Here is a 25,106-nt window from a genome sequence, read left to right on the forward strand (position 1 = left end):
GGATCGGTGATAAAGAGTCGGCGGCGTCCCCCTCGACCGGTCGCGGGCGTCGGCTCGATCCCCGGTTACGCGTCGGTGTCGAAGTCCTGAAAGAGCTTCTCGTAGTCTTCATCGTCGGTCGCGACCGCGTCGCGCGACTCGTCGGCCCGCTCGCGGAGCTCGGCGATCCGGTCGGTGAGCTCCTGGTACTCCTCGTTGTCCGCCAGGTCGCTCGCGCTCTTCTCGGACTCGAGCATTGCCTTCTTCGAGGTCAGCGAGAACAGCTCCTGGACCTCCGTGTCGTACTCGCCGCGCCGCAGTAGCCCCTCGACGGTGTCCCGGAGCGTGTCGCTGGTGACGGGCTTGACGAGGTAGTCGTCGAAGCCCATCTCCAGAATGTCGAAGTCCGGCTCGACGGCGGTGACCATCGCGACCCGGCAGTTGATGCCGCGGTCGCGGACGGACGTGAGGACCTCGTCGCCGGAGAGGCCGGGCATCCGGCGATCGAGGAGGATGGCGTCGACCTCGTCTTCGGCCTCGTCGAGCTGATCGAGGGCCTCGTGGCCGCCGTACGCGGTTCGAACGCGGTACTCGTCGCCGAGCCAGGCGGCGTACAGGTCGGCCAGATCGGGTTCGTCCTCGACCACGAGGACCAGCGGCGGTTGCTCACTCATGGGTGACGGGAGCGAGGGGGTGTTCGCTCACACGTTTCGTCTCTCCGCTGGCTATATTAAAATACCTCTTCGGCGCTCCGGCCGGCTCGGGTCGCTCCGGCGCTATTCGCCGGGGCTGTAGTTGGGGGCCTCGTCCGTGATCATCACGTCGTGCGGGTGGCTCTCGCTCTGTCCCGCGGACGAGACGCGGACGAACTCCGCGCGCTCGTGGAGGTCGGGAACGGTCTCAGCGCCGACGTAGCCCATCCCCGAGCGCATCCCGCCCGTGAGCTGGTGGAGCTCGGAGGCGAGGCTCCCCTTGTACGGGGTCGCGGCCTCGACGCCCTCGGGGACGAACTCCTCGTCTTCGTCCTCCTCCTTGAGGTAGCGGTCGCCGCCGCCGGACTTCATCGCGCCGACCGAGCCCATGCCGCGGTACTGCTTGTACTTCTTGCCGTTCATCGTGATGACGCGGCCGGGGGCCTCGTCGGTGCCGGCGAAGTACGAGCCGAGCATCACCGCGTCCGCGCCCGCGGCGAGCGCCTTGATCGCGTCGCCGGAGTACCGGATGCCGCCGTCGGCGATCACGGGGACGCCGTGTTCGACGGCGACGTCGGCGACCTCCGCGACGGCGGTCATCTGGGGCATCCCCGCGCCGCTGACGACGCGAGTGGTACAGATCGACCCCGGCCCGATGCCGACTTTGAGGCCGTCGGCGAAATCGACCGCGGCCTCGGCCGCCTCGCGCGTGCCGACGTTGCCGACGACGACGTCCGCGTCGACGGTCGCTTTGATAGCCTCCGCGGAGTCGAGGACGTTGAGGTTGTGAGCGTGCGCGCAGTCGATGAATATCACGTCGACGCCGGCCTCGTCGGCCGCCACGGCGCGCTCCTCCTCGAAGGGCCCGACCGCGACGCCGGCCAGCAGGCGACCGTCCTCGTCGCGGGCGGCCTCCTCGTGTTCGCGGCGCTGGAGGATTCCCTGCATCGTCACCAGCCCGACCAGCCGCTCGGCCCCGTCGACGATGGGGACGCGCTCGATCTTGTGGTCGTACATCAGTTCGAGCGCTTCCCGCGCGCCGACGTCCTCGGGCGCGGTGATGACCTCGTCGGTCATCGCCTCGCGGACCGCGTCCTCCTCGCCGACCTCCAGGTACGGGCGGATGTCCGTCCCGGAGATGATCCCGAGGACGGTGTCGTCGTCGTCGACGACGGGGGCACCGGAGACGCCCTGCTGTTCCATCAGCGCGTCGGCCTCGCGGACGGTGTCGTCGGGGGAGACGGTGACGACGTTCTCGCGTCGGATGACGAGTTCGTGCGCCCGCTTCACGCGCTCGACCTCGGCGGCCGTCTCCTCGACAGTCATGTTGCGGTGGAGGACGCCGAGACCGCCCTCGCGGGCCATCGCGATGGCGAGGTCGCTCTCGGTGACGGTGTCCATCGCCGCGGACAGCACCGGCACGGTCAGTTCGACGTTCTTCGACACCCGAGTGCTCAGGTCCGCGTCGTCGGGCTCGACGCGGCTCTCCTTGGGACGGAGGAGCACGTCGTCGAACGTCAGCGCTTCCGGAACCTCGAACTTCGCCGAGAATCGGCCAGAATCTGTCGCCATATAATCCGTCACGAACGGCCGATGAAAAGCGTTGCGAGACGGCACGGACGTGGCGGTTGGTCACGATCGAACCACTTCGATATACACGATTGTGCGGTTCGCGGGGCGGACGCGCCGGAGCGCCAGTGGGCTTCGCCGCGCCGGCGCTCGCGGTCGCCGCGCCGTCTCTCGCGGCGGCCCCGCCCCCGACCTACCGTCCGAATCCGAGCGCGGTCGGGTCCCGTCCGCGACGGTCCCGAGGCGGCGTGGGATGTTCGGTGAACTCCGGAATGAATCGAGGTATCGTCGTCGGCCAGCGGGTTTCGCCGTGGATCCTTCGTGTCGTGCGGACACGTCTCACACAACCTTTAACGCGACCGAAACACGTATATCTGGTATGGACTCCGACAGTCCCGTGAACGCGCGTATCGCCGGCAAGTCGAACGTCGACCTCGGCGTCCGCTTCACAGCCGGCAATCCGCGCAAACCCTTTACATGGGCTCGTCGGACCCTTCGCGGTGCGGACTCCGCGTGGTGGTCCCCACACCATCGCGAGTCGCACGCGTCCCACCGCCACCCCGTCGGTCAGGGCTATCGTCCCTGAATGAGCACTTCACGTCACCCCGTCGCCCTGCGACTAGAACAGCAGGTCGGGAACGCGACGAAGCTGCTCGCGACCGTGATGGTCCTGCCGCTCGTCGACGGCATCTTCCCCGCGCTCGTCGTCGCGGGGGTCCTCGGATCGGCCGCGGGCGTCGTCGAGACCGGCATCCTGATCTTCGGCGGCTCCGCGACCGCCGCGGTGATCCTCGCGGAGATGGACGGCACCCGGCGCGAGATGGTCGGGTCCGTGCTGTTGATCGGAGCGGTCATCATCCCGCTCGCCGCGGTCGAGGCCGCCCTCGCGCCGGCGCTGGCCGGACTCTTGGACCTCGACGTGTTCGGCCGCTTCGCCGGGCTCGTCATCCTGACCATCGCCGCCAAGACCGCCAGCTCCGAGATCGGCGAGTTCCTGCCGAGCCCCGGCGTGATCATCGGGCTCGGGCTCGCCGGGAGCTTTGACCCGTCAGGGTTCGCGCTGGAGACCTCGACCGAGTACGTGATCAACGGGACCGCGGCCGCCGCCGTCGGCGTTTCGTTCGCCCTGGCGATCGCGCTCCTGTCGCCGCACCTCCGCGGTCGCGTCGACATCGACCGGTTCCGGTTCGGGTCGGCGGTCGCGCTGGGCGTGCTCGCGCTGCCGATCCTGCTCGAACCCTTCGACCTCATGCAGACCGAGGTCCCGATCGCGCTCGCCGTCCTCGCGGTGACGACGCTGTTCGCGTACGACCCGAACGCGGACGGACTGGGAGACGCCGGCGACGACGACGCGCCGGACGACGACGGCACCTCCGACGCCGATAGCCCCGACGCCGACGGCGCGGACGACGGCGACGAACCGGCGGACGCCGCCGACGATCCCGCGGAGGACGTCCCGACCGATCCCCCGCTCGACGCCCCGCCGGAGGGGCCGTCACCGATCGTCGACGACGACGTCGCCGTCCTCGCGAACGGCGGGGAGGAACCCAAGAGCGACGGCGACGGGTCGGACCCGTTCACCGACGACGACTCCCGGGCCCCGTGGCTGTGACCTGAAGGTTGGCGCTCGCGAGGTCGCCGCGTCGCACGGCCCGGGCCGGCTCGCTCGGCATCCGCGCGCCGTGCGTGTCGCCGGGGTTTAGGTACTCGACGCCGAACGACGGGTATGTCGAACCGCGTCGTTCAGGGGCGGATGGTGACGCCAGAAAAGCTCGCGGAGCTGGTCGAGGGCGAGTCGGTGCTGGAGGCGGAGTCGATCGCCGACGCCGACCGCGACTGCCCGGACTGCGGCGGAGACGTCATCTCCGTCGGCTACATGCCGAGTGTGACCGAGTTCGTCACCGGCTACAAGTGCCAGGACTGCGACTGGAGCGACGACGATCGGGGGGACTGACCCGCGTAACGTCTCCCTCCGCGCCGCCTCGCTCCGCCGTCCCGTCTCCCGATCGGGCGCGATCGAAACCCCTTTATCCGCGTTTCGGTAACGATTCGATGCGAGATCACGCGGGGCTGTGGCCAAGCCAGGCATGGCGACTGACTCCAGAGGCTCGCGCCCGGGACGACACTCCAGACTGATATACCGAGCGGCCGACTGATCATCGGTCGTGTTGACGACCCTCTGGAGTTCCGAGGCGCACCGGAGATATCAGTCGATCGGGGGTTCAAATCCCTCCGGCCCCACTTTCTACCGTCGCGAGCAACGTCGCGAGCGACGGTGACGTGCCGAGGAGGGGTTTGAATCAGGGAGCGACAGCGACCGAGGTTCAAATCCCTCCCGCCCCATAGCGGTCTTCACTCTAACGTATCACGTCTTAGTAATAGGTATTCGAGGAAAAACAGGTCCACGACTGGAGGTGTTCCGGCGTGAGCCTCGGACACTCCGGTACCTTCACCGCCGGGAAGGACCGCGAGTTCTTCTGTGACTCCTGCGGCGCGCGCTGTACTCGGAGCATCAACGGCGATCTCGAATACGGTCACCTCGTCGGGTGCCCGCAGCGCCCCGACCAGTTCACGATCGGCACCGCTGACGGCTCGTACAAGTACACGCCCGAGGAGACGGACGCGGACACTGACGGGGGTGCGTCCGCGTGACCGACGACGATCCCGGCCACGCGAACACCCTCGCGGAACAGCTCCGACTCGCCGAGGAGAACGGGAACCTCCCCGACGAACTCGCCGACGAGGACGACCCCGAGGAGAGCGACGAGGAGGTGGACGATGTCGAGTGAGAGCCGCTCGGCTCCCGGCGTCGGTCACGTTGGGCCGCTCCTCTCGGCGAAGTGTACGAGCTGCGGAAAGACCTCGGAGAAGCGGACCGCCGAGATCGTCGGCGATCCGTCGGGCGGATCGTTCCGCCACGTTTGTCACAGCTGCCAGCGCGTCATCTGGTGGAACGTCCTTGAGGTCCTCAGTGACGGAGGTCGATCCGCGTGAGCGTCGACGCGTCCTCGACGCCCGACGCGTCGATGGGCTCGCTCCCCGATCCCCGTATTCAGGACCGACACGGTCCCGAGCCGGTCGCTCACAGCGCGGCGGTTCAATACGTGTTCAACGACGCCGACCGAGAACTCTCGGTCTACTCCGTCGTCCACCAGCTGTGGTACGACGTCGTCGCCGACCGCGACCAGGAGCCGGGGACCGTCGGCGAGCTCGACGAGCGCGATCACTCGTGGCTCGACGCTCCGACGCCCGGCCGCGAGTGGGTCGTGAAGCTCATCCCGTCGCGGTGGAAGGCCGGAACCGGGACCGGCGACGACTACTCCGCGTACTACAAGTACGACCTCACGCTCCGCGAGCGCGACGAGGACGGCGACCTGTACAAGACCGGTCGCGCGTGCTCGCTCCGAGTCCTCCCGCAGTTCGCGGATCTCAACTACAAGGACGAGAGCGATCTCACGTACCGGTACGGAGAGGGCTCGCTGGTCCGCTGTTCCACGACGTGGGCCGACGAGTCCGAGAAGGTCGGGGGGGATGTTCGATCTCGTTGAAGCCGCCCGCAACGTCGATCGCGGCGCTACGGCTCGGCGCGCGGATGGCGAGCCGCGAGGGACTATCGGCGATCCCGGCGCGGCTCGTTGAGGACGCGGTCGCCGACGCCAAGCACGAGGTTCGACAGAAGACGATCTCGAAGTTGAACACCCACCAGCACGCGCTGTACGAGGTCCTCGCCGAGGAGGACGGTCTCATCCAGAAAGAGCTGTACGCGCGGTACGAGGAGGCGCACGATGACCCGGTGACGCTACGGTATCTCCGAGAGAACTACCTCCCGAAACTGGAACACTACACCCTCGTCGACATCGAGCGACATCGCGGGACGAAGCGGTACCACCTCGTCGATGTCGACCATCCGGAACAGCATGCCGAACACGTCTAACTCCGGCACGTCTGGCGATTTGTGCTCGTTCGGAGGCGATCGGAACCCTGCGGGTCACACTAAACCACGACCGACAACCAGCGCTCGGTATGGCTTCGAAGCAGCCTGCCCACGGCAGTAGCGCACAGTCAAAAGAGATCCACGTCGACCTCGTCGCGGAGGGGATCAGCGGATACCGCGGCCCACATCACGCGCTCGCGGTCGTCAGCGTCGACGCGAACTCGGCGCTCCGTATCGAGATCTCGGCCGCGAACGAGCTCGACTGGCAGCTCGACGCGCGGATCGTCGACGGCTCGGTCGAGATCGGCCGGATCTTCTGCGAGGGTGATAGCGTCCACGACGACGACGTGCCGAACTGGGTCGAACGCGTCGCCGGCGTCGTCGGCGAGCGGCTCGACGGAGGTCCGTGATGGCGGACGCCGTCTTCCCTTATCCCGGCGGGAAGAGTCGCTTCGCGTGGTGGATCCTCGACCACGTCCCCGAGCACACCTGCCTCGTGGAAGTGTTCGGCGGCGCGGCCGGCGTCCTCGCGAACAAGGACCCGGACGCGAGCACGGTCGAGGTGTACAACGACCGCGACGGCGACCTCGTCCAGTTCTTCGAGGTCCTCCGCGATCGGTGCGACGAGCTGGTCGAGTGGCTCGACCGGACGCCGTACTCGCGGGAGCTCCACGACGAGTGCGCACACAAGTTCTTCAACGGCTACCGGCCCGCCGACCCGATCGAGCGCGCCGGCCAGTTCTTCTACCTCCGGTACACCCAGTGGGGCGGGAAGTACGACGGCCCGGCCGGGTTCGGGACGTCGAAGGTCAGCGGTCGGGCGCTGTCGTACGCGAACAAGGTCGACCGACTCGACGAGTTTGCCGACCGGTTCGGTGACGTCGTCGTCGAGAACCTCGACTGGGCCGACGTCTTCGAGAAGTACGACAGCGAGGACACCGTGTTCTACTGCGACCCGCCGTACGTCGGCTACGAGGACTACTACCTCGTGAACACGATCGACCACGGGGCGCTCGTCGACGGGCTGGCAGAACTGGAGGGCGACTGGATCTGCTCGTATGAGGATCTGCCGGAGGGGTTCGAAGATGTGTACGCGGTCGATCGCGACGAGAAACGGTTCATCAACAGCGGGAAGCGTGGAGAAGCGAAGGACGCGAAAGAACGGTTGGTGATGAACTTCGAGGCAAAGGGTTGTAACTAACCCGATGTGCTGAGGGGCTTATTGGCCGTCTCAGTCCATTTTATTATTGATCATCAAACTCGGCAGCTGCGTCCTCTAGGAATGAGGCCATTACACTCGACCATTCTCTTCGCTGCGAATCGTAGAATCGTCTGATATCGTTATTTGTATAAAACATATCCTCTGTCTTCGCTAGTGTGAATACTATTAAGTCAAGATAAACCTGTAACTCTGGATTCTCAATCTCCGCTTCTTGATACACCTGCCGGTAGAATGGATGCTCGTTGTTTAACGTTACATCCATTTGAGATCCTTTGTTCTTCATATCATAGAAATTACCACTTCCTAATGTTTCCACTTTTTTGTTAATATACTGGTCCCGTTGGAATTGGTCACGTATTGACTCAATCCGCTCTTGTTTTTCATCCTCTTTCAGGTCTGATTCTTGTATCTCCTCGATTTTGCGTTGCTTTTCGGATTCCTGTTTTTCAATGTCCTCTTCTGTGGGAGAATAAGCGCTGGGACGTAGTCGGTCTAGCGCTTTGTTTGCGATCTTTTCTGAGGTAGACTCACGCCCAACGTCATCCTTATTCAACTCTGATCTCACGTCCTTACGTTCATCTTGTATTTCATTCCCCAAACTCGTTAGAACGCTTTCTAACCTTTCATCGAGCTTGTCACGGAGATTTGGATCCAGAGAAAATCGGCTCTTATTTGTTTGGACACCGAACTTTTCGTCTAATTCGGAGGGGAACCTGATTTCGGCTCTGAAATAGTTATACCGATTAGTCTTACGCTCTTGTGGCGGAGATTGTTGGTGAGTCATAGCGCAGTTTCGAGGATGGTTTTGAGTGCTTCTTTCCCCGGTTTTCGGAACACTNCGCTCTTGTGGCGGAGATTGTTGGTGAGTCATAGCGCAGTTTCGAGGATGGTTTTGAGTGCTTCTTTCCCCGGTTTTCGGAACACTTCACGACGGAGCTGAAACGCTCGGAGATATGGTGTGAGTCTATCTTTAGAAACGCCTCGATGCGGCGAGAGCCACCGTCGCGCCAGCGACGCGTGGCTCTCGCAGGTGTTCACGTGAACATCTCCATCAACGTACTCACCGTCACCGTGGACGACGTATTCACGAGTGAATGCGTCGTCCTCCTCAAGCGGTTCATACGCCCGAAAGCCGTCAGTATAGACGGTCAACGACTCCTGCTGGCGGTTGGCCAGCAGGAGTCGAATCCGTGATTCGGTCGCGGTTTTCGCCGGGACCACGTATCGCTCACCACTGTCACGATCTGCGAGAACAAACACAGGGGGCTTGTCCTCAGCGTATGTACCACGTCCGCGTGTGGACAGGCCACGCGAGCGCGACGGGCCGTCGCGCTCGCGGCCCTTGAGACCCGCTTTCACGTAGAATTCGTCGATCTCAATCGGGCCTTTGAGATGGAGTCGAGGTGCGTCCAGCGCTCGCAGGAAGCGCTGGACGCGCCGGTAGATCGTCTTGTACGAAACGTCAATCTCTACGTCTAGCTGCCTGAGACTTGTGTTGAAGCGGATGTACGTGTAGACCGCGAGAAACCATTTTCTAAGTGCTACCGCAGAATGTTCGAAGATCGTGCCGGTTTGATCGTTGAACGTGCGGTCGCAATCCTTACAGAGGTACCGCTGAAACACCCGATAGCTGCCGTACCGAATCACAGATTCGCCACGGCAGCGCGGGCAATAGACGCCGTCGCGCCAGCGAACCTGTTCGAGCAGGTTCGCGGCGCGACGCTCCGAGACGAACGTCTTGATAGGGAACATCGTTCGTCGGGTGACGCGGTTGCGTCACCCTTGCCTGCTGTGACTTCTAGCTCCAGCTGAGAACTGACCAACAATCCTCTACCCAAGAGCGNGTCGGGTGACGCGGTTGCGTCACCCTTGCCTGCTGTGACTTCTAGCTCCAGCTGAGAACTGACCAACAATCCTCTACCCAAGAGCGTAGAACATTAATAATAGTCAATGGGCCGGTCGCGGTTGGTTACTTATGTTTGGTTTCCTACACTAATTAGTTTTCAAGTGGCGGAGCGACCAATATCTATGGACTAAAATACGAACCCTGACATGGGGATGCCGAGCCTTGAATTGAGAGAAGTGCTGTGCCTACCACACTTCTATTCAAGTGTTGAACTCTCCCGATAATACGAGATAGTATCCTAAAAGTACACTTTTCTAATTAGTCACCTCCACCTATCCGTTATTCCTCGAAATCTTCTATATCATCAGCGTCGACCTCGCCCGCGAGATAGGCTCGACCACGGTCGGTGATCTCAGTGTAGCCCTGTGGATCGTCGTACCGGCTTACAAGTCCGGCCCTTTCGAGCTTCGGGAGCCGGCGGTCGATCGTTGGCCGAGACACGTTCTGGATGTTGAACGCGATCGCTCGGGGAGGAATAGCGATCCCACACTCCGAGAGAAGTTCTAAGATCGCGTCGTCGGACTTAGTCATCCAGCTCACCACCGGTCTCATCGACCGGCGATACCGCAAGCCGGCTATTAGTTATAGGGTAATTCCTAGGACATGAGTGAGAACTAACCATGTAGTGATAGAGTACTCCATCAAAATTAATACCCCCGAACCCACACATGTCGGTCACGGACCCACTCGGTCGTCGTTGACGACGGCGGCGCTCCGAATCTGAGAAAGGATGCGGACCGCGCTGGTGATGACAGCCGATCCGCGTGGGGCTCCGTGGGCACTCACGAAACCCATGTACGCCGACACCACGCGGGGGCTTGAAACTCCTGTCCGAGACGCGGCATCGACTTTGACTGATGAGTACCTGGCAGCGCTCGCGACGCTGGTCCGCGCCGACCGCGCGAGCCACGACGTCGCCCAGACGACGCTCCGCGAGTTCCGCGGCGAAGTCGATCTGTACCCCGACCGATGAGCCACGGGCTGACCGCCCCATCCCGAACACCATCCGGAACGAGCGAAACCCGGACACGGGAGCGGGGACGCGACTCACCGGAACCGTTCGGAACCGGCCGGGGCAGGCTAAACCGGGCGTCGGAGCGAGTCCGACGTATGCCGAGACACGACGGCGCGACCAGTACCGCGCGACGACCGACCGACGCGACTGACGACACCACCATGAGCGACGCATCCACGCAGCCGACGGACGAGACGCACGAAAACGCGACCACCTGGTACGATCTGCTCGGGTTCCAGCGCGACCTCCTCCTGGTCGCCGCCGAGGTCGAAGGCGACGAGCTCCCGAAGGGACTCGCGCTGAAGTCCCGCCTCGAAGGCCGCTACTCCGGCGAGGTCAACCACGGCCGCCTGTACACCAACCTGAGCGACCTCGAAGACGAGGGCCTGATCGAGTCGGAGGAGTTCGACGGGCGCACCAACGCCTACCGGGTCACCGACCGCGCTCGGGAACTGCTCGCCGGGCGTCGCGACGAACTGGTCGCCGTTCTGGAGGTGGACGAATGACGATCGACGATCTCCATGACGCGGTCAAAGCGATCCCCGACGGCGACCCGGAGAGCATCACCCAGTACGACGACGGAACCGGCCACTTCGTGATCGAGAACGGCGCGGACGACCATGACGTCGATCACGTCGACGAGATGCTCGCCGAGGCCGGTTACGAGCGAGACGGTCACCTGCCCGTTCCGGGCATGGTCCAGCAGAACTTCCGGCCGGTGGAGGACGATGAGTAACCTCGACTGGCCGACCGGCTGGGAGCGGACGCCGCCCGCCGATCGGGCGAAGAACCGGAGCTTCGAAGCGACGCTCGGCGCGACGACGAAGGCCCTCGCGACCGAGCTGGACCGGATGAACGTCGACGGCTGGCGGGCGTCCATCGCGAACGCGCACACGAAGTCGAACGGCCTCCCGCTCGCGAACGCCAACCCGAACGATCCGGGCTTCGTCCTCCGCTGGCGCGAGGACGATCAGGAGTACGCGGTCGCCTGTGACGCCTCCCCCCGACTCCGGGACAACGTCCGGACGGCCTACAAGTGGATCCACGAGACCCGGATGCGGGGGAACCGCCCCGTTCAGACCGGGGACTCCGAGTTCGCCGCGGCCCGCCTCCCGCCGGGAGACGGCGACGAGGACGCGGTCGTCGCCGGATCTGCCACGAGCAAACCGGCCCACGAGGTCCTCGGCGTCGACGTGTACGCGTCCGAGGCCGAGGTGATCGAGGCCTACCACGAACGCGTCAAGGAGGCGCACCCGGACCACGGCGGGTCGGAGGAAGAGTTGTACCGAGTCCGCGACGCGAAAGAGGAGATGCTCGGAGGTGACCGATGACCCCGACCGTCGAGGTCGAAGTCCGTCGGAACCGTCACGGCTCGGTGTTGGCGTACGCTGACCGCGATCGCGCGGCGCGCCTGTTATATGACCACCGGGCCGTCCTCCAGTCGCTCTACGACCTCGTCGATCGTCGGCACGGTGCCGATGGCGATATCGTGGCCCGGCTCACTGTTCGCGAGGACACCCGCGTCGTCAACGAACTCGACCTCCGGGATCGGTTCCGACGCCACCTCGACGGCGACCGCGCGATCTCGCTCGGCGAGGATCTCCGGTACCACGCCGGCGAACGCGAGCTTGTCACCGACGGCGGCGCTGATCGAGACGGTGGCGGTGAAGACGAGAGCGGAGCGGCTTGTCACGCCGATGAGGGGGAGGAGGGCATGGAGTCGCCTCTGACACGGTGTACTGTGTACACCATATCGGATCAAGGGACAGATCCGGAAAAATATTCCGGGAATTTGGCTGTGATCTCGGCTGTAACCGTCGCAGCACTGACGGCGCTCTCGCCCCCGTCACCGACGTCCCGGAGTTCCGGAACGCGTCCCGCTTCCGGTTGGCTCGGGACCGGCGACGTCGACCGAACTGTAAGTTCACCCGGCGGGACCACGGCTCGAAGCGTCTCTCGGCGTTCGGTTCGCATTCGAGTCAGATGTCGTGGGGATCCGACGGGGACAGCGCGGGTTATTCGGGATCGATCACCGATATCTCGTGCGGCGGATACACTTCCGTACTCCCGTGTCTGGTTATCTCGACCCATCCCGAATCCAGTATCGCTACGCGTTCTGCCCTGTATGTGCCACCGTTCCTAGGGGTCACGGCGGCGTCCGTGTACTCGACCATGGGCCGTCTGTCGTTCTGCGGGAGGACGGGGTAATACCCTTCGTGTGAGAAGGGACGCGGCCCGAAATCAGCGCCGCGACACGATCCGACCGGCGAGAAGGCCGACGAGCGCGACCATCCCGGCGATCGCGAGGTACAGCGCCAGCCCCACCGTCTCGCCGTTCGCGCCGTTCACGGCCGCGAAGTACAGGAACACGACGGCGACGGCGGCGTGAAGCGCGAACACGCCGGACGGGACGTTCGCTCCGAGGTCGAAACCGATCTCCATACCTCCGATTCGGCCACCGACGGAAAAAGTCGTCCGGTCGGGTGCCGGGAGTCCGGAGGTACGGTCGCCACACTAAAGCGGACCCGGCGCGACCGACATCCCGATGACCGACGCCCCCTCCCGGCGCGAGTGGCTCGCCGCGGTCGGCGCGGCCGCGACGGCCGCCGCGGCCGGGTGTTCCTCGCTTGACGGGCCGACCGACGACGACACCGACGGGAGCCCCGACCGCGGCGGAGCCACGGAGCAGACGATCCCCGCGGGCGTCGCGCAGTTCCGCGGGTCGCTGGAGCGGTGGGGGTACTACCCGGACGAGACGGTCCCCGACGCGGTCGAGACGGCTTGGAGAATTCCCGAGGTCAACACCGGCGAACACAGCGCGGCGAAGGCCAGCGCGACGCCGCTCCCCGACGGCGGCGTCGTCCTCCCGGGCGACACCGGCGAACTCCTCGCGATCACGGCCGACGGCGACGTGCGCTGGCGCGGCGAGACCGACACGGAGGGCAGGGGGATCCACGGCACGCCGGCGGTCGCGGACGGGCGCGCGTACGTCGGCGCGTACGACGGTGTCCTCTACGCGTTCGCGCTCGATTCGGGGGATCTAGACTGGTCCACGAAGCTCGGCGGCTCCATCGGGTCCAGCCCGCTGTACCACGACGGCGAACTGTACGTCTCGGTCGAGTTCCCGACGCCCGAGGGGCGGATGTTCGCGGTCGACGCGGAGACGGGCGACGTGACCTGGGCGGAGCCGGACCACCGCCCCACCGATCACCCGCACTCCTCGCCCGCCGTGTCGCTCGCCGCCGGGCGGATGGTGTGCGGGTCGAACGACGGCTACTGCTACTGCTGGAGCTTCCCGGACTTGGAGTTCCAGTGGCGGTTCGCGACGGACCCGCCCGACACGAACGACGGCGAGATCAAGGGGCCGATCGCGACGTACGACGGGGCCGCGTTCTTCGGGTCGTGGGACTCCTACGTCTACCGGGTCGACCTGATCACCGGGGAGGCGGACTGGCGCTTCGAGACGGGCGACCTGTCGATGACGGGGCCCGCGATCGACCCCGAGCGCGACGTGGTGTACATGGGGAGCCACGACGACCACCTGTACGCGCTCGACGCGTCGACCGGTGACGCCGAGTGGCGCTTCCGGACCGGCCGGCCGCTGACTGGCTGTGCGACCGTCGTCGGCGACCGCGTGCTGACGGGGTCGAAGGACGGGGCCCTCTACGCGCTCGATGCCGACTCGGGCGACGAGGTGTGGCGCGTCGAACACGAGGGATGGATAACGAGTGCGCCTCGCGTCGTCGACGGCGAGGTCTACTACGCCGAGCGCGCCCCGGACCCGGCGGACGGCGAGACCGACGGCGGCGGCTACAAGCTCGTCGCGGCGGAGTAGAAGAGAACTCTCTCGGCTGTTACAGCACGTCGCCGATCCGGACCGGCTCGCCGTCCAGTTCCGGGTCCTCGGCGACGATGGTCAGGACCTCGTGGTCGGTGACGTCGCGGTAGGACTTGCCGGTCGCCTCCTCGATCAGCGTCTTCTCCAGTTCGAACTCGGTCCCCTCGTAGACGACGTCGACGCCGCGGTCGGTGAACGTCAGATCCGTGCTCATGCGTCGAGATACGCGGCGTGTCTGTAAAAGGAGCGCGACACGGATCCGTCGGCCGCTGTCCGTCGACTGCTGCCCGTCGCCGGCCGACCGCCGCGGTTACTCGTCGTCGTCGTCGCGCATCTCCGAGAGGCGGCCGACGAGGTCGTCCGTGTCGGCGTCCCCCTCGATCGAGACGTCGCCGTCGTGGTCGTTCTCGTGGACGTTCACCGCCTCGTCCTCGTCGGTGTCGACGTCCTGATTCTTCTGTTCGCTCTCGTCGTACGATCCGAATCCCATGGAGTCGCTTCCGCCGGCGCACTGAAAAGCGCGGCGGCATCCGGAGCGTTCGGGAGGCAATCGCACGCGTCCGACGCCCGTCGGACGCCCCGCACCGTTTATATCCGCGGGACGACTGCTCCCGGTGTGTCGCTGCGAGGAGACGGTCCGGTCGAAGAGCTCGCTGTCCCCTCGGGGACGACCGTCGAGGAACACGACGTCGTCGTCGACGGCGACGTGCTCGTGGGCGGGCAGTCGACGGTCGAGCTCGGCGTTCGCGGCCGCAACGTCGCGATCGGCGAGCGCGTGAGCGTCGGCGACGACATCGAGGCCGAGGGGGACTGCCGGCTCGACACCTGGTGTTCCGTCGACGGGAACGTGCTGGTCGGCGAGGACGCGTACCTCGGCGAGCGGGTTACCGTCACGGGCCGGCTGATGGTCTCCGGCGACCTCGACATCGGCGACGACGTGACGATCGAGGAGGGGTTCGAGGCGAACGGCTGGATCGTCATCCGGAACCCCGTCCCGACGATCGTCTTCTACTTCATCGTCCTCTCGCAGCTGCTTCGCGTCGGTGAGACCGACGCGGCTGACGAACTGGCGGCGGCGCTCGCCGACGGCGACGACGTCCGAGATCCCCTCCTCGTGCCCCGGAGCGCGGAGATATCCGACGACGCGTGGCGGGTGTCGACCCCCGCGACGGTCGGCGACGACTGCCGCCTCCACGGTAACCTCCGGGCTGAGTCGATCCGGGTCGGCGAGCGCAACGAGGTGTTCGGCTCGCTGCGCGCCCGCGACGACGTCACCGTCGGTACCGACACGGTCATCCACGGCGACGTGACGACTCGCGGCGGGACGGTGACCGTCGAGGCGGGCGCGCGCGTCCTCGGCGACGTGTCGGCCGGCGACCTCGTGGTGTACGACGGCGCGGAGATCCGGGGGACCCTCCGGGCGCGGGGCGAGATGAAGCTAGTCCAAGAGACGGGCGGGACCGACGACGAGGGGGCTGACGACGACCGGACCGACGCTGAGGACGCCGACGACGGCGCAGAGGGCGACGCCGACGACGGCGCAGAGGGCGACGCCGACGACGGCGCAGCGGACGCTGCGGTCGAGGACGGTGTGGGACCCGAACGCGAGAGCGAGACCGACGTGGAGAGTGACGCGCACGAGGACGGGCGTGGCAACGACTCCGAACCCCCGGCCGAGGGTTCCGACGCCGGTTCCGAAGACACGGGACCCGATTCGGAGGGGTCCGAGCCCGACTCGGACGCCCCGGACATCGAGCCCGACGACGAGGCGACCGGGGGCGAGTCGGCCGGTGAGGCGGCCGACGAACCGACCGGCGAGACCGCGACCGTGACGCCGAACGCGGGAGCGGACGGGGACGAGTCCGACGTCGACGACCCCTGATCGGGTCGGGCAGTTGCGGGCGACTTCATCGCGATCGGGTACCGACGGGTAGCGGGCCGACGAGTGCGGTTTCTCTGGGCTTGAGCCGCTCGTTTCATACGATAAAACGTCCGGACTGGAGACAGTTAACCCGATTTTACCCGAGTTAATTTCGCAGCTCCCATTAACGGACACAAGGCACTTACAAAGGGCGGGTGAACGCCCGACCGCGTCATGAGCCGACACGTGACTTCGACCCGCCGCGCGGTGACGGCGGGCCTCGGCGCGATCGTCGCAACGGGTAGCGTAACCACGGCCGCCGCGGCCGCCGAGAGCGAGTGGACCGTCGAGCCGGTCGAGACGGACGGCACGCTCCACGACGTCGTGTCCGCGGACGCCGGGCGCTTCGCCGTCGGCGGCGGCGGCGTCCTCACGACGCCCGGACCGGACGGATGGCGGACCCTCCGCGACGGCGGGCCGACCGGGAACGGGAACGACCTCTACGGCGCGTCCGTCACCGACGACGGCGAGCGCGTCTGGTTCGTGGGCGCGAGCGGCGCGATCGGCGAGTACATCCCGGCGACGGACACGCTCGTCGACCACTCCGCGCCGCTCGACAACACGAACAACTACAACGACGTCGCCGTCACCGGCGGGGCCGGCGAGGCCAACGTCTACGTCGCCGGCGACTCCGGGAAGATCTACTACAGCTTCGAGAACGGCGCGGCCCAGACGTGGGACTACGTCACGCCGGGGAGCGGCTCCGGGCTGCCCGCGATCGACTTCCACGGCCCGCGCAGCGGCCACGCGATCGACACGAACGGGCGCGTCTTCGCGACCGACGACGGCGTCACGTGGAAGGCGAACGGGATCGAGGACGCCGACGTGACGTTCTACGGCCTCGACAGCGACGCCCCCGACGACGTCGCCGTGTCCGGCGGCAACGGGGCCGTCCTCACGTACGACGGCGCGAACTGGACGCCGGACGCCCTCGGCGACGCCGACCTCGTCGCCGTCGAGACGGACGGCGAGTCCGGCTACGTCGTCGGCAGCGGGGGGGTCGTTCAGGAGCTGACACCCGACGACCGGTTCGTGCTCGACACCCCCACCGGCGAGAACCTGAACGCGGTCGACGTCGACGGCGACGCCGTCGTCGTCGGCTCCGGCGGGACCGTCCTCCGCCGGTAACGACATCGACGCACTCGTCGCGGCGGTCCGTACCCACAGTCGCGAGCTATCGGGTCCCTCTCAGTCGCCGTCCCCGTCCGGGACGGCGGCGAACACTTCCTCGTCGAGCGCCTCGCAGACCGCGTCGGCGAGCGCCCGGAGGTTCACCGCGTCCTCGCGGTTGTACGAGACCAGCGTCTCCAGCGACCCCTCGTCCCCGCGCTCGTACTCGCGCCACAGCCGGACCGCGTCGCGGCCGGAGATGTCCGGGCGGTCGCGGTCGATGCCGAGCTCCTTCTCGATCGGTTTCAGGCCGCCCGAGAGGCCGACGCGCTTGGCGGGGTACATTAAATCGAGGTGCGGCGTGTCGATCTCGACGTCGAAGGATGTCTCTAGGAAGGGAACGTCGAACCGCGCGCCGTTGAACGTCGCGAGCAGGCTCGCGTCCGCGAACTGCTGGCGGAGCCGCCGCGCGGTGAGGTCCTCGCCCGCGACGAGCGTCGTCGTCTCGCCGCCCTGATGGAAGCTCACCGTCGTCACGCGGTCGCGCCGCTCGTCGAGCCCGGTCGTCTCGATGTCGAAGAAGCAGGTCTCCTCGCGGAAGTTCTCGTAGAGCCGCCATCGTTCGCCCGAGGGAAACTCCCGGTCGAAGTAGGCGGCGTCGCCGTCGTCGAGCCGGGCGAGCGCCTCCGCGATGAACGACTCGATCCGGTCCGCGGTCGTCGCGCCGACTCCGGCGACGTCGACTCCGGGATCGAACTCGTCCCACGTCGTGACCCCCCGCTCCCAGAGGCGTCGCTCGGTCGTCTCGCCCACCCCGTCGACGGGGATGAAGCTGTTCTCGATGCGCATGTCCGTCCCGGGGCGGCGCGCGGTGAAAAAGTCCGCGGGAGGCGGCCGAGTCGTGACCGAGAGACCGGAGACGGGGAACGGCTAACACGCTCCGCGCCCGAAGGGAGACCGTGACCGACCGATGAACCGGACGGACCGCGAACCGGGAGAGGACGGCGAGACGAGCCGAGCGGATCCGGACGACGTGACGCTGATCGGACACCGGGGCTGCGCCGGGCAGTACCCCGAGAACACCGTCGCCGCGATCGAACGCGCGTCGCCGCACGTCGACGCGGTCGAGATCGACGTGCGCCGGTGCGCGAGCGGCGAACTCGTCGTCTTCCACGACGAGGAACTCGACCGGTTGACGGAGGGGGCCGGACGCGTCGCGGACGCCGAGTGGGACGAACTCCGGGAGCTGACGGTCCTCGATTCGGGGGAGGCGATCCCGCGGCTCGACGAGGCGCTCCGGGCCGTCCCCGACGGGACGGCGGTCAACGTCGAGATCAAAGAGCGGGGCCTCGCCAGCGACGCGCTCGACGCCGCCGACGAGGCGGACGCCGAGGTGCTGTTCTCGTCGTTCCTGCCGGACGCGCTGGCGGCGCTTCGGGACCGGGACGCGTCGGCGGACCGCGCGCTCCTCGTCGCCGACGGGGGCCCGGAGGCCCTCGTCGCGGCGGCGACCGACCTCGGCTGCGTCGCGGTCCATCCCCCGATCGACCTCGCGACCGAGCCGGGGTTCGTCGACGCGGCGCACGAGGCGGGGCTGGCGGTGAACGCGTGGACCGCGGCCGACCGCGAGGACGCCGAAGAACTCCTCGCGGCCGGGGTCGACGGGGTCATCGCCGACCGGTGGGACCTGTGTTGAATCCGGGCGTGTCGCCCCGCCGTTCCGCGGACCGCTCGGTCAGAGCGGGAGGTGCGTGGCCTGCGAGGCGACGACGAGCCACGTCACGAGCAGGGCGTTGAGGACCGCCCCGACCCACACGCGGCCGGTCCGGTGGAAGCTGTACGTCGAGACCGCGCCCACGCCGACCAACACGCCGACGAACTGGAACGCGATGATCGCCTGTAGCGCCGTGATTGGCACCGGCAGGGCACCCGTCGCGAACAGCCAGCCGTACTGGACGGCGAGGAACCCGACGAACGGTCCGGCGAGCAGGCCGACGTTCCCCGCGATCGCTCGGGGGAGCGAGTCGGTCGCCGCCGGGGTCCGGAGCCGCCCGTGGAGCAGCAGTTCGAGCGCGAAGAAGAACGCGAGGAACGCGGGGAAGTAGCCCGCTGCGATGCGGACGTGGAGCGCGCTCGGAAGCTTCAGGCCGAGGACCCACGCGCGGAAGTCGAGCCCGAAGACGGCGTCGAACGCGAACAGCAGCGCGAGCAGCGCGAGGGCCGTCCCGCCCGCGATCGCGACGGACCGGCCGAGCGTCCCAGCGCCGTCGCCCGCGTCCAGCCCGTAGCGGTCGCGCGCCGCGGCGAACGTCCGGTCGCTGCGGACGTGCCAGACGATGAGCAGCAGGGCGATGATCGCCGCATTTCCGAGGACCCACAGCACGATGCTGTTCGTCTCGTTCTGCGGCGTCACCGCGGTCAGCGGCATCGCCTCACTCCCGAGGAGCATCAGCGGATAGTACGTCACGACCGGGAGCAGCGCGGTCAGCGCGACCGAGACGAGCCAGCCGCGGTCCCGCTCGGCGACCGGCTCCGGGACCGACCGCGTCGCCGCCGACAGCGCGCCGGCCTCGGAGAGGGTCCCGATCGTCGGGAAGAGGAACAGGAAGCCGCCGAGCAGCGCGACGGCGGTCCCCAGTTCCTTCCAGTGCCAGACCTGGTCGTCCGGGTCGAGCGACGTGTCGCCCCCGGTCGTCCGCTCGATCCACTCGACGACCTGTCCGACGGCCGTCGGCGAGTGGTGCGTTCCGGGATGGGTCGTGCCGGGCTGGTACAGCGCCCGGGCGGTCCCGGACTCCACGTCGCCGTACGTCCTGCCGGTCTCGATCCGCTCGTCCGTGCCGAACACCGACTGGAGCTTCTCGCTCTCCGGCGCGGCCGGCGCGGTCTCGGTTTCCCACATGAGCCAGTGGAACTCGTCGTACTCGGCGTAGACGACGCCGAGGTTCCGCGGGAAGGTGGCGTTGCCCGGCGGCGCGCCGGACGACCCGGTCGACGAGCCGGCGAGGACCATCGACTCGTAGCGGTCCGGATAGGTCGCGGCGGCCGCGACCGACGCCCAGCCGCCCATGGAGTGGCCTTCGAGCGCGATCCGGTCCTCGTCGACGAGTTCGTGGTCGGCGAGGTACGCGAGCGCCGGCGGGCCGCCCCACCCCTGCGAGAACGCCGGCGGGTCGGAGTAGCCGTGACCGGTCTGGTCGATGGCCAACACCACGTGGCCGCGTCTGGCCAACTCGATCGCGAACGGCGCTTGCGTCTCCTTACTGTTGATGTAGCCGTGCGTCGCCAACACGCCGGGTGCCGGGTCGTCGGGCGTCACCCCGGGCGGGACGTAGAGGTACGCGTCTATCGTCCCGCCGTCCGTCTCGATCTGCGTCTCCCGTATCGTCAGGTCGCCGCCGTCGGTGTGCCCCCACCACCCGACGACGCCGCCGGCGAGGACCAACCCGAGCGCGACGCCAAACAGTACGAGCCTCTTTCTGTTCATAATTACTATCGACCGTGAGTCGATCATGAAGAATAGAGGTACATAATGGTATCTGAACGGGAATCGGGAGCGGGGCCGACGCCGCATTTCAGCGAACCCGTCGACCGCGAGGGCCGGCCGGCTGCGCCGAATTGAAGCCCGTCCGGGCCGAGGGTGGGGTATGTGCGGGCGTTACACCCTCTTCACCCCGACCCCCGACCTCGAAGACAGGTTCGACGCCGACTTCGGCGGCCACGAGCCGAGCTACAACTGCGCGCCGGGGCAGTCGCTGCCGGTGATCACCGACGAGAACCCGAGCGAGGCGACCCGGATGGAGTGGGGGTTCACGCCGTCGTGGGCCGACGAGTCGTTCGACCTGATCAACGCCCGCGCGGAGACGGTCCGCGAGAAGCGGAGCTTCGCCGACGCCTTCGAGCGCCGGCGCTGTCTCGTCCCCGCCGACGGCTTCTACGAGTGGGTCGGCGGCGGACGGCCCGGTGACGCCGGGCGGAGCGGGTCGGGGAAGACCCCGTACCGCGTCGCCTTCGAGGACGATCGGCCGTTCGCGATGGCGGGAATCTACGAGCGGTGGGAGCCGCCGACGCCGGAGACGACCCAGACCGGCCTCGACGCGTTCGGCGGCGGGGACGGGAGCGACGAGGTCGGTGACGAGGGCGGCGAGTCGGACATGATCGAGACCTTCTCGATCGTGACCACCGAGCCGAACGACCTCGTCACCGACCTCCACCACCGGATGGCGGTGATCTTGGACCCGGGCGAGGAGACGGCGTGGCTCCGCGGGAGCCCCGACGAGGCCGCCGCCCTGCTCGACCCGTATCCGAGCGACGACCTCACCGCGCACCCGGTGTCGACCCGGGTGAACTCGCCGAGCGTCGACGCGCCCGACCTGATCGACCCCGTCGCGGGCGACTGAGCGGCGACCGCCGACGGGGTGTCCGGCCGCTCAGGGCGCGACGAGGTCGACGACCGTCTCGTCGTCGACGACGACGTTGTACGCGCCCTCGTCCTCGTTCCAGAGGACCAGCCCGTTCTCGACGAAGACGACCGCCCCGTAGTCCGCCTCGCGGAGGTCGCGGTTCAGCGCGGTCTCGCGGGTACAGACGAGGTAGTGGTCGGTCGCCTGCGAGCCGTCGCCGACGCGGTACAGGGCGTTGTCGCCCTCGCTCAGGTCGTGGCTCAGCTTCACGGCGAGGTGGTTCACCCGGTCGGTGACGTGGCGCTCCGACTCGGCCATGCGCGCGCACCGCTCCGCGCTCGCCTCGACGTCGACGCGCCGCCGCCCGTCCGGCCGGAGGATCGAGTAGGCGAACTGGACGTCGACGTTGACGAACTCGCCCGGTTCGTCGGTCTCTCCACGGGCCGCCGCCTCGTCGAGCCGGCGCTGGAACGGCGGGACCGCGAGGTCGCCGGCGACGTCGAACGACCAGCCCGGGTCGGTCGGGACCGCGTCGGGCCACAGCCGCAGCGTCGGCGAGTAGATCTCGGCGTCGCGCCCCGGGTCGCCGCCGGCGGCGACGACCTCGCGCTCGATCCGACGCAGCCCGATCGCGGTGTTGCGGTCGGCGGGCGCGAACGCGACGAGGCTGCCGTCGGGCGCGAGCGCGTCGAGCGCGGCGTCGGCGACCGCGACCGGGTCGGCGAGCTCCGAGAGGACGTTGCCGAAGAGCACGAGGTCGAAGGGGTCGTCGGCCGCGGGGTCGGCGGCGTCGGAGGCGTAGGCGGCGTCGGCGGAGTCGGAGGCATCGGCGGCCGCGGGGGCGGCTCCCCCGCCGCCTTCCAGACCGAGGAACGCCTCGGCGGTCGTCTCGTGAACCGTGGTCCGGAAGTTGCGCCCGGTCTCGTCGAGCATCCGGTCGAGCACGTCCGTCGCGGCGCTCGGCTCGACCGCGTGGTACTCGACGACCGCGTCGTCGGGGAGGTAGTCGCAGAGTCCGAGCGCGGGCCCGCCGACCCCGGCTCCGACGTCGAGGACGCGGATCGTCCGGTCGAGGAGCCCGTTCTCGACGAGGTCGTCGAGGACGTACCCGACCGTCGCGTAGTAGGCGGGCAGGTGGTAGATCGCGTAGCCGAGCGCCGCGACGCGGTCGTACTCGACGTCGTTCTCGTAGAGGTAGTCGGCCTTCAGATCCCGGACGCGCTCGCGGAGCGCGTCGCCGGACTCCCCGCGGTGCCAGTTCGCGCCGTACTCTTCGACGAGGAGGTCCTCCAACGCGAACGTGTACCGCTCCGGGAGGGCGTCGGGCGACCACCCCGGCCGCCCCACCGGGCGCTCCTCGACGGGGACGAACGTCCCGTCGTCACGCTCGCGGAGCCGGAGGTCGAACGCCTCCTCGCGGAGCGTCTCGCGGACGACCGCCGGGTGCGGCGTCCCCTCGATGTACTCGGCGATCTCCTCGGGGTCGATCGGTCTGACGTTGCGCAGGTAGTTCGCGTTGTTCCGAACCGCGGTTCTGTCGATCATGGGTGTCTGTCTCTCCTCACTCCAGCCGGTCCCGCCCCTCGCGGTCGCCGCGGGCGCGCTCGTAGAGGGCGGCGAACGCCTCGTCGTCCGCCGCCGCGATTTCCGCCGCGGCGTCGGCCACGTCGTCGGCCCCGTCGAAGGCGCGCTGGATCTCGGCGTACACCGCCGGCGACCCCTCCGTGACGGTGTCGGCGACCTCGTCGAGGGCGGCCGACACCGGGGTGTGGAACTCCTCGCGAACGGGGTCCGCCGCGAGCCGCCACGCGAGCACCGCGGCGTGGGCCCCCGCCTGAACGGACTCCATCGCGGCGTCGTGTTCCGCGGCGGTCGTCTCGAACACGTCGTTGCCGCCGGCCTCGACGGCGGCCGAGAGCGACTCGACCGTCGGACCGGCCTCGTCGGCGACGACCGCGACGTTGCCCGGGACCCGCGGCGGCGCGAAAAGCGGGTGGTAGCTCGCGCGTTCGAGGTCCGGGGCGTGTTCGCGCATCGCCGCGACCGCGTCGGTCATCTCGCCGGAGACATCGACGATCGCCCGCTCCGCGCGCGGCGCGTACGCCGCGACCGCCGCCGGGACCGCCGACATCGGGACCGCGAGGCAGACGACGTCGTGGACGGTATCCCCGTCGGCGTCGACCGTCCGCGCGTCGCGCTCGGCCGCGGCGTCCTCGGCGACCGTCGGGTCGCGGTCGGCGAACGCGACGCTCGCGTCGACCGGCGCGTCGTCGGCCGACACGGTGTCGGCGACCCAGCGCCCGATCTCGCCCGCGCCGACGACGAGTACGTCCATCGGTTGGGAGAGACGAGGCGACGCGCCGGTTAAAAGGACTCGCCTCGGGGCGGCGGTACGCTCGGAGGCCCACTCGGCTCCGGCGGTCAGTCGGGCGCTCGGAAGGTCCGCGTGGTGTCTCTGTCGCCGCGGGCGACGTCGACCTCGACGAGGCCCAGCGAGGTGAAGATACGGTTCCAGTCCCGGTAGTACAGCGGCGTCTCCTCGTCGACGTAGTTCACGTCCGGGTCGGACGGGGCCGAGTCGCGGGTCGGTGCCTCGATCTCCGCCGTGACGAGGACGCCGTCCGTGATCCTGGCGATCTCTCCGAAGACCCACTCGGCGTCGGGATGTAGGTGCTGGAGCGTTTCGACGGAGTAGACCGCGTCGAACCGCCCGTCGTCGAACTCCGTGACGACCTCCTCTATGGGGCCGCAGCGGAACGTTCCGGCGTCGGCGAGGTCGGGATACGTCTCCCGCATCGTGTCGAACGCCTCGGGGTCGATGTCGACGCCGGAGAGGTCCTCGAAGCCGTGGTCCGCGAGGTGCGCGAGGTGGCGGCCCGAGCCGCAGCCGAGTTCGAGGACGCTCGCGTCGCGGCGGAGGTTCCGGTCGAGGGCGTCGCGGATCACCGAACTCGTCTCGTTCGGACCGTAGTGCGCGTAGTACGCCGGAGAGTACTCGCCCGTCCGGTTCGTCCACGACTCTCGGACGGTGTCGATATCCACGTGTGTCGGCCGAGACAGAGGGATAAAACCCCGTCGAACGGCGTTCGACCGCGGCTCCGCCGGATTCCGGCCGACTACTCCTCGTCGCCGAGGGGTTCGCGGTGGAGCACCTCGCGCTCGCGGAAGACGACGACGGCCATCCGGGCCTCGCCGTCGACCGCGACGGTCGTCTCGTCGCCCGCCGTCACCGTGTCGGCGTCGGGGTCCCACGGGCGCAGTCCGTCGGTCGCCGGCTCCACGACCACGTCGAGGCGTTCGGCGTCGACGGCGTCACCCCCGGCGTGTACGAGCGTCACGACGCCGCCCGACTCCTCGCCGTCGGACGGCTCGTACGTGACCTCGAACGTCGCCTGCGGCGGGAGCACGTGCTCCGTCACCGTCCGCGTCTCACCCCCGCCGGTCCACTCGACGGCGACCGTCGTGCCGGCCGCCAGGTCGCCGAGGGACCTGTCTCTTATACACATCTCTGATGGCG

The 25,106-nt window shown here is 67.8% G+C and carries 32 protein-coding genes, 1 tRNA gene and 1 pseudogene; 18 read left to right on the top strand and 16 right to left on the bottom strand.

Features of this window, described 5'->3' with window-relative positions; translation table 11 throughout:
• Positions 1-65: 65 nt before the first annotated feature.
• Both C472_RS04660 and guaB read right to left on the bottom strand, forming a co-directional pair.
• On the bottom strand, positions 66-653 hold the full coding sequence (locus C472_RS04660) for a response regulator transcription factor (RefSeq protein WP_006628648.1): 588 nt from the start codon (positions 651-653) through the stop codon (positions 66-68).
• A 102-nt stretch (positions 654-755) separates the two neighbouring features.
• Complete coding sequence (gene guaB / locus C472_RS04665) at positions 756-2,243, bottom strand: IMP dehydrogenase (RefSeq protein WP_006628649.1); 1,488 nt, start codon at positions 2,241-2,243, stop codon at positions 756-758.
• A gap of 583 nt (positions 2,244-2,826) precedes the next feature.
• Here guaB and C472_RS04670 point away from each other — a divergent pair.
• The 9 genes from C472_RS04670 (at position 2,827) to C472_RS04700 (ending at position 7,375) form a co-directional block, all read left to right on the top strand.
• Complete coding sequence (locus C472_RS04670) at positions 2,827-3,852, top strand: DUF5794 domain-containing protein (protein ID WP_006628650.1); 1,026 nt, start codon at positions 2,827-2,829, stop codon at positions 3,850-3,852.
• A gap of 114 nt (positions 3,853-3,966) precedes the next feature.
• Positions 3,967-4,194: a DUF5795 family protein gene (locus tag C472_RS04675; RefSeq protein WP_006628651.1), complete on the top strand. Its 228-nt coding sequence runs from the start codon at positions 3,967-3,969 to the stop codon at positions 4,192-4,194.
• Positions 4,195-4,306: 112 nt separating this feature from the next.
• Positions 4,307-4,481 (top strand) — tRNA-Trp (locus C472_RS16875).
• Positions 4,482-4,664: 183 nt separating this feature from the next.
• Positions 4,665-4,892 carry a hypothetical protein gene (locus tag C472_RS04680; RefSeq protein ID WP_006628652.1) on the top strand — a complete coding sequence of 76 codons (228 nt, stop codon included), beginning with the start codon at positions 4,665-4,667 and terminating at the stop codon, positions 4,890-4,892.
• Positions 4,889-5,029, top strand: coding sequence for a hypothetical protein (locus C472_RS17455; protein WP_162832661.1), 141 nt, complete (start codon positions 4,889-4,891; stop codon positions 5,027-5,029). The genes C472_RS04680 and C472_RS17455 overlap by 4 nt, the downstream gene beginning before the upstream one ends.
• A gap of 201 nt (positions 5,030-5,230) precedes the next feature.
• Entirely contained in the window at positions 5,231-5,788 is a 558-nt protein-coding gene (locus C472_RS04685; RefSeq protein WP_006628654.1) for a hypothetical protein, read from the top strand.
• Positions 5,789-5,832: 44 nt separating this feature from the next.
• Positions 5,833-6,174, top strand: a complete 342-nt coding sequence (locus C472_RS04690; RefSeq protein WP_006628655.1) for a hypothetical protein — start codon at positions 5,833-5,835, stop codon at positions 6,172-6,174.
• A gap of 89 nt (positions 6,175-6,263) precedes the next feature.
• Positions 6,264-6,584, top strand: a complete 321-nt coding sequence (locus C472_RS04695) for a hypothetical protein (protein ID WP_006628656.1) — start codon at positions 6,264-6,266, stop codon at positions 6,582-6,584.
• Positions 6,584-7,375 (top strand): DNA adenine methylase, encoded by a 792-nt coding sequence (locus tag C472_RS04700; protein WP_006628657.1) that lies wholly within the window; start codon positions 6,584-6,586, stop codon positions 7,373-7,375. The genes C472_RS04695 and C472_RS04700 overlap by 1 nt, the downstream gene beginning before the upstream one ends.
• Before the next feature lie 43 nt (positions 7,376-7,418).
• Here C472_RS04700 and C472_RS16880 read toward each other — a convergent pair whose 3' ends face one another.
• The 3 genes from C472_RS16880 to C472_RS04710 all read right to left on the bottom strand — a co-directional run bounded on the left by C472_RS16880 (position 7,419) and on the right by C472_RS04710 (position 9,833).
• Positions 7,419-8,180 (bottom strand): hypothetical protein, encoded by a 762-nt coding sequence (locus C472_RS16880; protein WP_152420596.1) that lies wholly within the window; start codon positions 8,178-8,180, stop codon positions 7,419-7,421.
• Positions 8,181-8,263: 83 nt separating this feature from the next.
• Complete coding sequence (locus C472_RS04705; RefSeq protein ID WP_006628658.1) at positions 8,264-9,148, bottom strand: IS1595 family transposase; 885 nt, start codon at positions 9,146-9,148, stop codon at positions 8,264-8,266.
• A gap of 433 nt (positions 9,149-9,581) precedes the next feature.
• Positions 9,582-9,833, bottom strand: coding sequence for a hypothetical protein (locus C472_RS04710; protein ID WP_006628659.1), 252 nt, complete (start codon positions 9,831-9,833; stop codon positions 9,582-9,584).
• A 319-nt stretch (positions 9,834-10,152) separates the two neighbouring features.
• Here C472_RS04710 and C472_RS17980 point away from each other — a divergent pair, with 319 nt between their 5' ends.
• From C472_RS17980 to C472_RS04730, 4 genes are all read left to right on the top strand, one after another.
• Complete coding sequence (locus tag C472_RS17980) at positions 10,153-10,275, top strand: hypothetical protein (protein ID WP_275039736.1); 123 nt, start codon at positions 10,153-10,155, stop codon at positions 10,273-10,275.
• Between the two features lie 203 nt (positions 10,276-10,478).
• Positions 10,479-10,823, top strand: coding sequence for a helix-turn-helix transcriptional regulator (locus C472_RS04720; protein WP_206536572.1), 345 nt, complete (start codon positions 10,479-10,481; stop codon positions 10,821-10,823).
• A complete protein-coding gene (locus C472_RS04725) occupies positions 10,820-11,053 on the top strand; it encodes a hypothetical protein (protein WP_006628661.1) in 234 nt (77 codons plus the stop codon). The genes C472_RS04720 and C472_RS04725 overlap by 4 nt, the downstream gene beginning before the upstream one ends.
• Entirely contained in the window at positions 11,046-11,648 is a 603-nt protein-coding gene (locus C472_RS04730) for a hypothetical protein (protein ID WP_006628662.1), read from the top strand. Before C472_RS04725 ends, C472_RS04730 begins: the two co-directional genes overlap by 8 nt.
• An 83-nt stretch (positions 11,649-11,731) precedes the next feature.
• On the opposite strand, the gene C472_RS17245 is transcribed toward C472_RS04730, so the two are convergent.
• The 3 genes from C472_RS17245 to C472_RS04740 all read right to left on the bottom strand — a co-directional run bounded on the left by C472_RS17245 (position 11,732) and on the right by C472_RS04740 (position 12,759).
• Entirely contained in the window at positions 11,732-12,010 is a 279-nt protein-coding gene (locus C472_RS17245; protein ID WP_006628663.1) for a hypothetical protein, read from the bottom strand.
• A gap of 322 nt (positions 12,011-12,332) precedes the next feature.
• The gene (locus C472_RS17250) at positions 12,333-12,491 is read right to left on the bottom strand and encodes a hypothetical protein (RefSeq protein ID WP_160162880.1); all 159 of its coding nucleotides are present in this window, start codon (positions 12,489-12,491) and stop codon (positions 12,333-12,335) included.
• A gap of 67 nt (positions 12,492-12,558) precedes the next feature.
• Positions 12,559-12,759: a hypothetical protein gene (locus C472_RS04740; protein WP_006628664.1), complete on the bottom strand. Its 201-nt coding sequence runs from the start codon at positions 12,757-12,759 to the stop codon at positions 12,559-12,561.
• Positions 12,760-12,862: 103 nt separating this feature from the next.
• Between C472_RS04740 and C472_RS04745 the strand changes: the two genes are divergently transcribed.
• On the top strand, positions 12,863-14,152 hold the full coding sequence (locus tag C472_RS04745) for an outer membrane protein assembly factor BamB family protein (protein WP_006628665.1): 1,290 nt from the start codon (positions 12,863-12,865) through the stop codon (positions 14,150-14,152).
• Between the two features lie 19 nt (positions 14,153-14,171).
• On the opposite strand, the gene C472_RS04750 is transcribed toward C472_RS04745, so the two are convergent.
• Together C472_RS04750 and C472_RS04755 are read right to left on the bottom strand one after the other, a co-directional pair.
• Entirely contained in the window at positions 14,172-14,369 is a 198-nt protein-coding gene (locus C472_RS04750) for a DUF5800 family protein (protein ID WP_006628666.1), read from the bottom strand.
• A gap of 96 nt (positions 14,370-14,465) precedes the next feature.
• Positions 14,466-14,645: a DUF5786 family protein gene (locus C472_RS04755; protein ID WP_006628667.1), complete on the bottom strand. Its 180-nt coding sequence runs from the start codon at positions 14,643-14,645 to the stop codon at positions 14,466-14,468.
• Positions 14,646-14,771: 126 nt separating this feature from the next.
• Between C472_RS04755 and C472_RS04760 the strand changes: the two genes are divergently transcribed.
• Together C472_RS04760 and C472_RS04765 are read left to right on the top strand one after the other, a co-directional pair.
• A complete protein-coding gene (locus C472_RS04760; protein ID WP_006628668.1) occupies positions 14,772-16,037 on the top strand; it encodes a polymer-forming cytoskeletal protein in 1,266 nt (421 codons plus the stop codon).
• 213 nt (positions 16,038-16,250) lie between these two features.
• Positions 16,251-17,204: a hypothetical protein gene (locus C472_RS04765; protein WP_006628669.1), complete on the top strand. Its 954-nt coding sequence runs from the start codon at positions 16,251-16,253 to the stop codon at positions 17,202-17,204.
• Between the two features lie 60 nt (positions 17,205-17,264).
• Here C472_RS04765 and C472_RS04770 read toward each other — a convergent pair whose 3' ends face one another.
• Positions 17,265-18,035 (bottom strand): ribonuclease H-like domain-containing protein, encoded by a 771-nt coding sequence (locus C472_RS04770; RefSeq protein WP_006628670.1) that lies wholly within the window; start codon positions 18,033-18,035, stop codon positions 17,265-17,267.
• Positions 18,036-18,156: 121 nt separating this feature from the next.
• On the opposite strand from C472_RS04770, the gene C472_RS04775 reads away from it, so the two are divergent.
• The gene (locus C472_RS04775) at positions 18,157-18,882 is read left to right on the top strand and encodes a glycerophosphodiester phosphodiesterase (RefSeq protein WP_006628671.1); all 726 of its coding nucleotides are present in this window, start codon (positions 18,157-18,159) and stop codon (positions 18,880-18,882) included.
• 39 nt (positions 18,883-18,921) lie between these two features.
• Here the strand turns inward: C472_RS04775 and C472_RS04780 are convergent, their stop codons facing one another.
• Complete coding sequence (locus C472_RS04780; RefSeq protein WP_006628672.1) at positions 18,922-20,673, bottom strand: alpha/beta hydrolase family protein; 1,752 nt, start codon at positions 20,671-20,673, stop codon at positions 18,922-18,924.
• A gap of 160 nt (positions 20,674-20,833) precedes the next feature.
• Between C472_RS04780 and C472_RS04785 the strand changes: the two genes are divergently transcribed.
• Positions 20,834-21,586, top strand: a complete 753-nt coding sequence (locus C472_RS04785; protein WP_006628673.1) for an SOS response-associated peptidase — start codon at positions 20,834-20,836, stop codon at positions 21,584-21,586.
• Between the two features lie 30 nt (positions 21,587-21,616).
• Here the strand turns inward: C472_RS04785 and C472_RS04790 are convergent, their stop codons facing one another.
• From C472_RS04790 to C472_RS04805, 4 genes and pseudogenes are all read right to left on the bottom strand, one after another.
• A complete protein-coding gene (locus C472_RS04790) occupies positions 21,617-23,134 on the bottom strand; it encodes a small ribosomal subunit Rsm22 family protein (RefSeq protein ID WP_006628674.1) in 1,518 nt (505 codons plus the stop codon).
• A gap of 16 nt (positions 23,135-23,150) precedes the next feature.
• Positions 23,151-23,924 carry an NAD(P)-binding domain-containing protein gene (locus tag C472_RS04795; RefSeq protein ID WP_006628675.1) on the bottom strand — a complete coding sequence of 258 codons (774 nt, stop codon included), beginning with the start codon at positions 23,922-23,924 and terminating at the stop codon, positions 23,151-23,153.
• A gap of 86 nt (positions 23,925-24,010) precedes the next feature.
• Positions 24,011-24,631 (bottom strand): class I SAM-dependent methyltransferase, encoded by a 621-nt coding sequence (locus C472_RS04800; RefSeq protein ID WP_006628676.1) that lies wholly within the window; start codon positions 24,629-24,631, stop codon positions 24,011-24,013.
• 74 nt (positions 24,632-24,705) lie between these two features.
• Positions 24,706-25,106: pseudogene (locus tag C472_RS04805) on the bottom strand (hypothetical protein); the annotation flags it as partial.

Origin of the sequence: Halorubrum tebenquichense DSM 14210, assembly GCF_000337415.1 — an archaeon.
Classification (GTDB): domain Archaea; phylum Halobacteriota; class Halobacteria; order Halobacteriales; family Haloferacaceae; genus Halorubrum; species Halorubrum tebenquichense.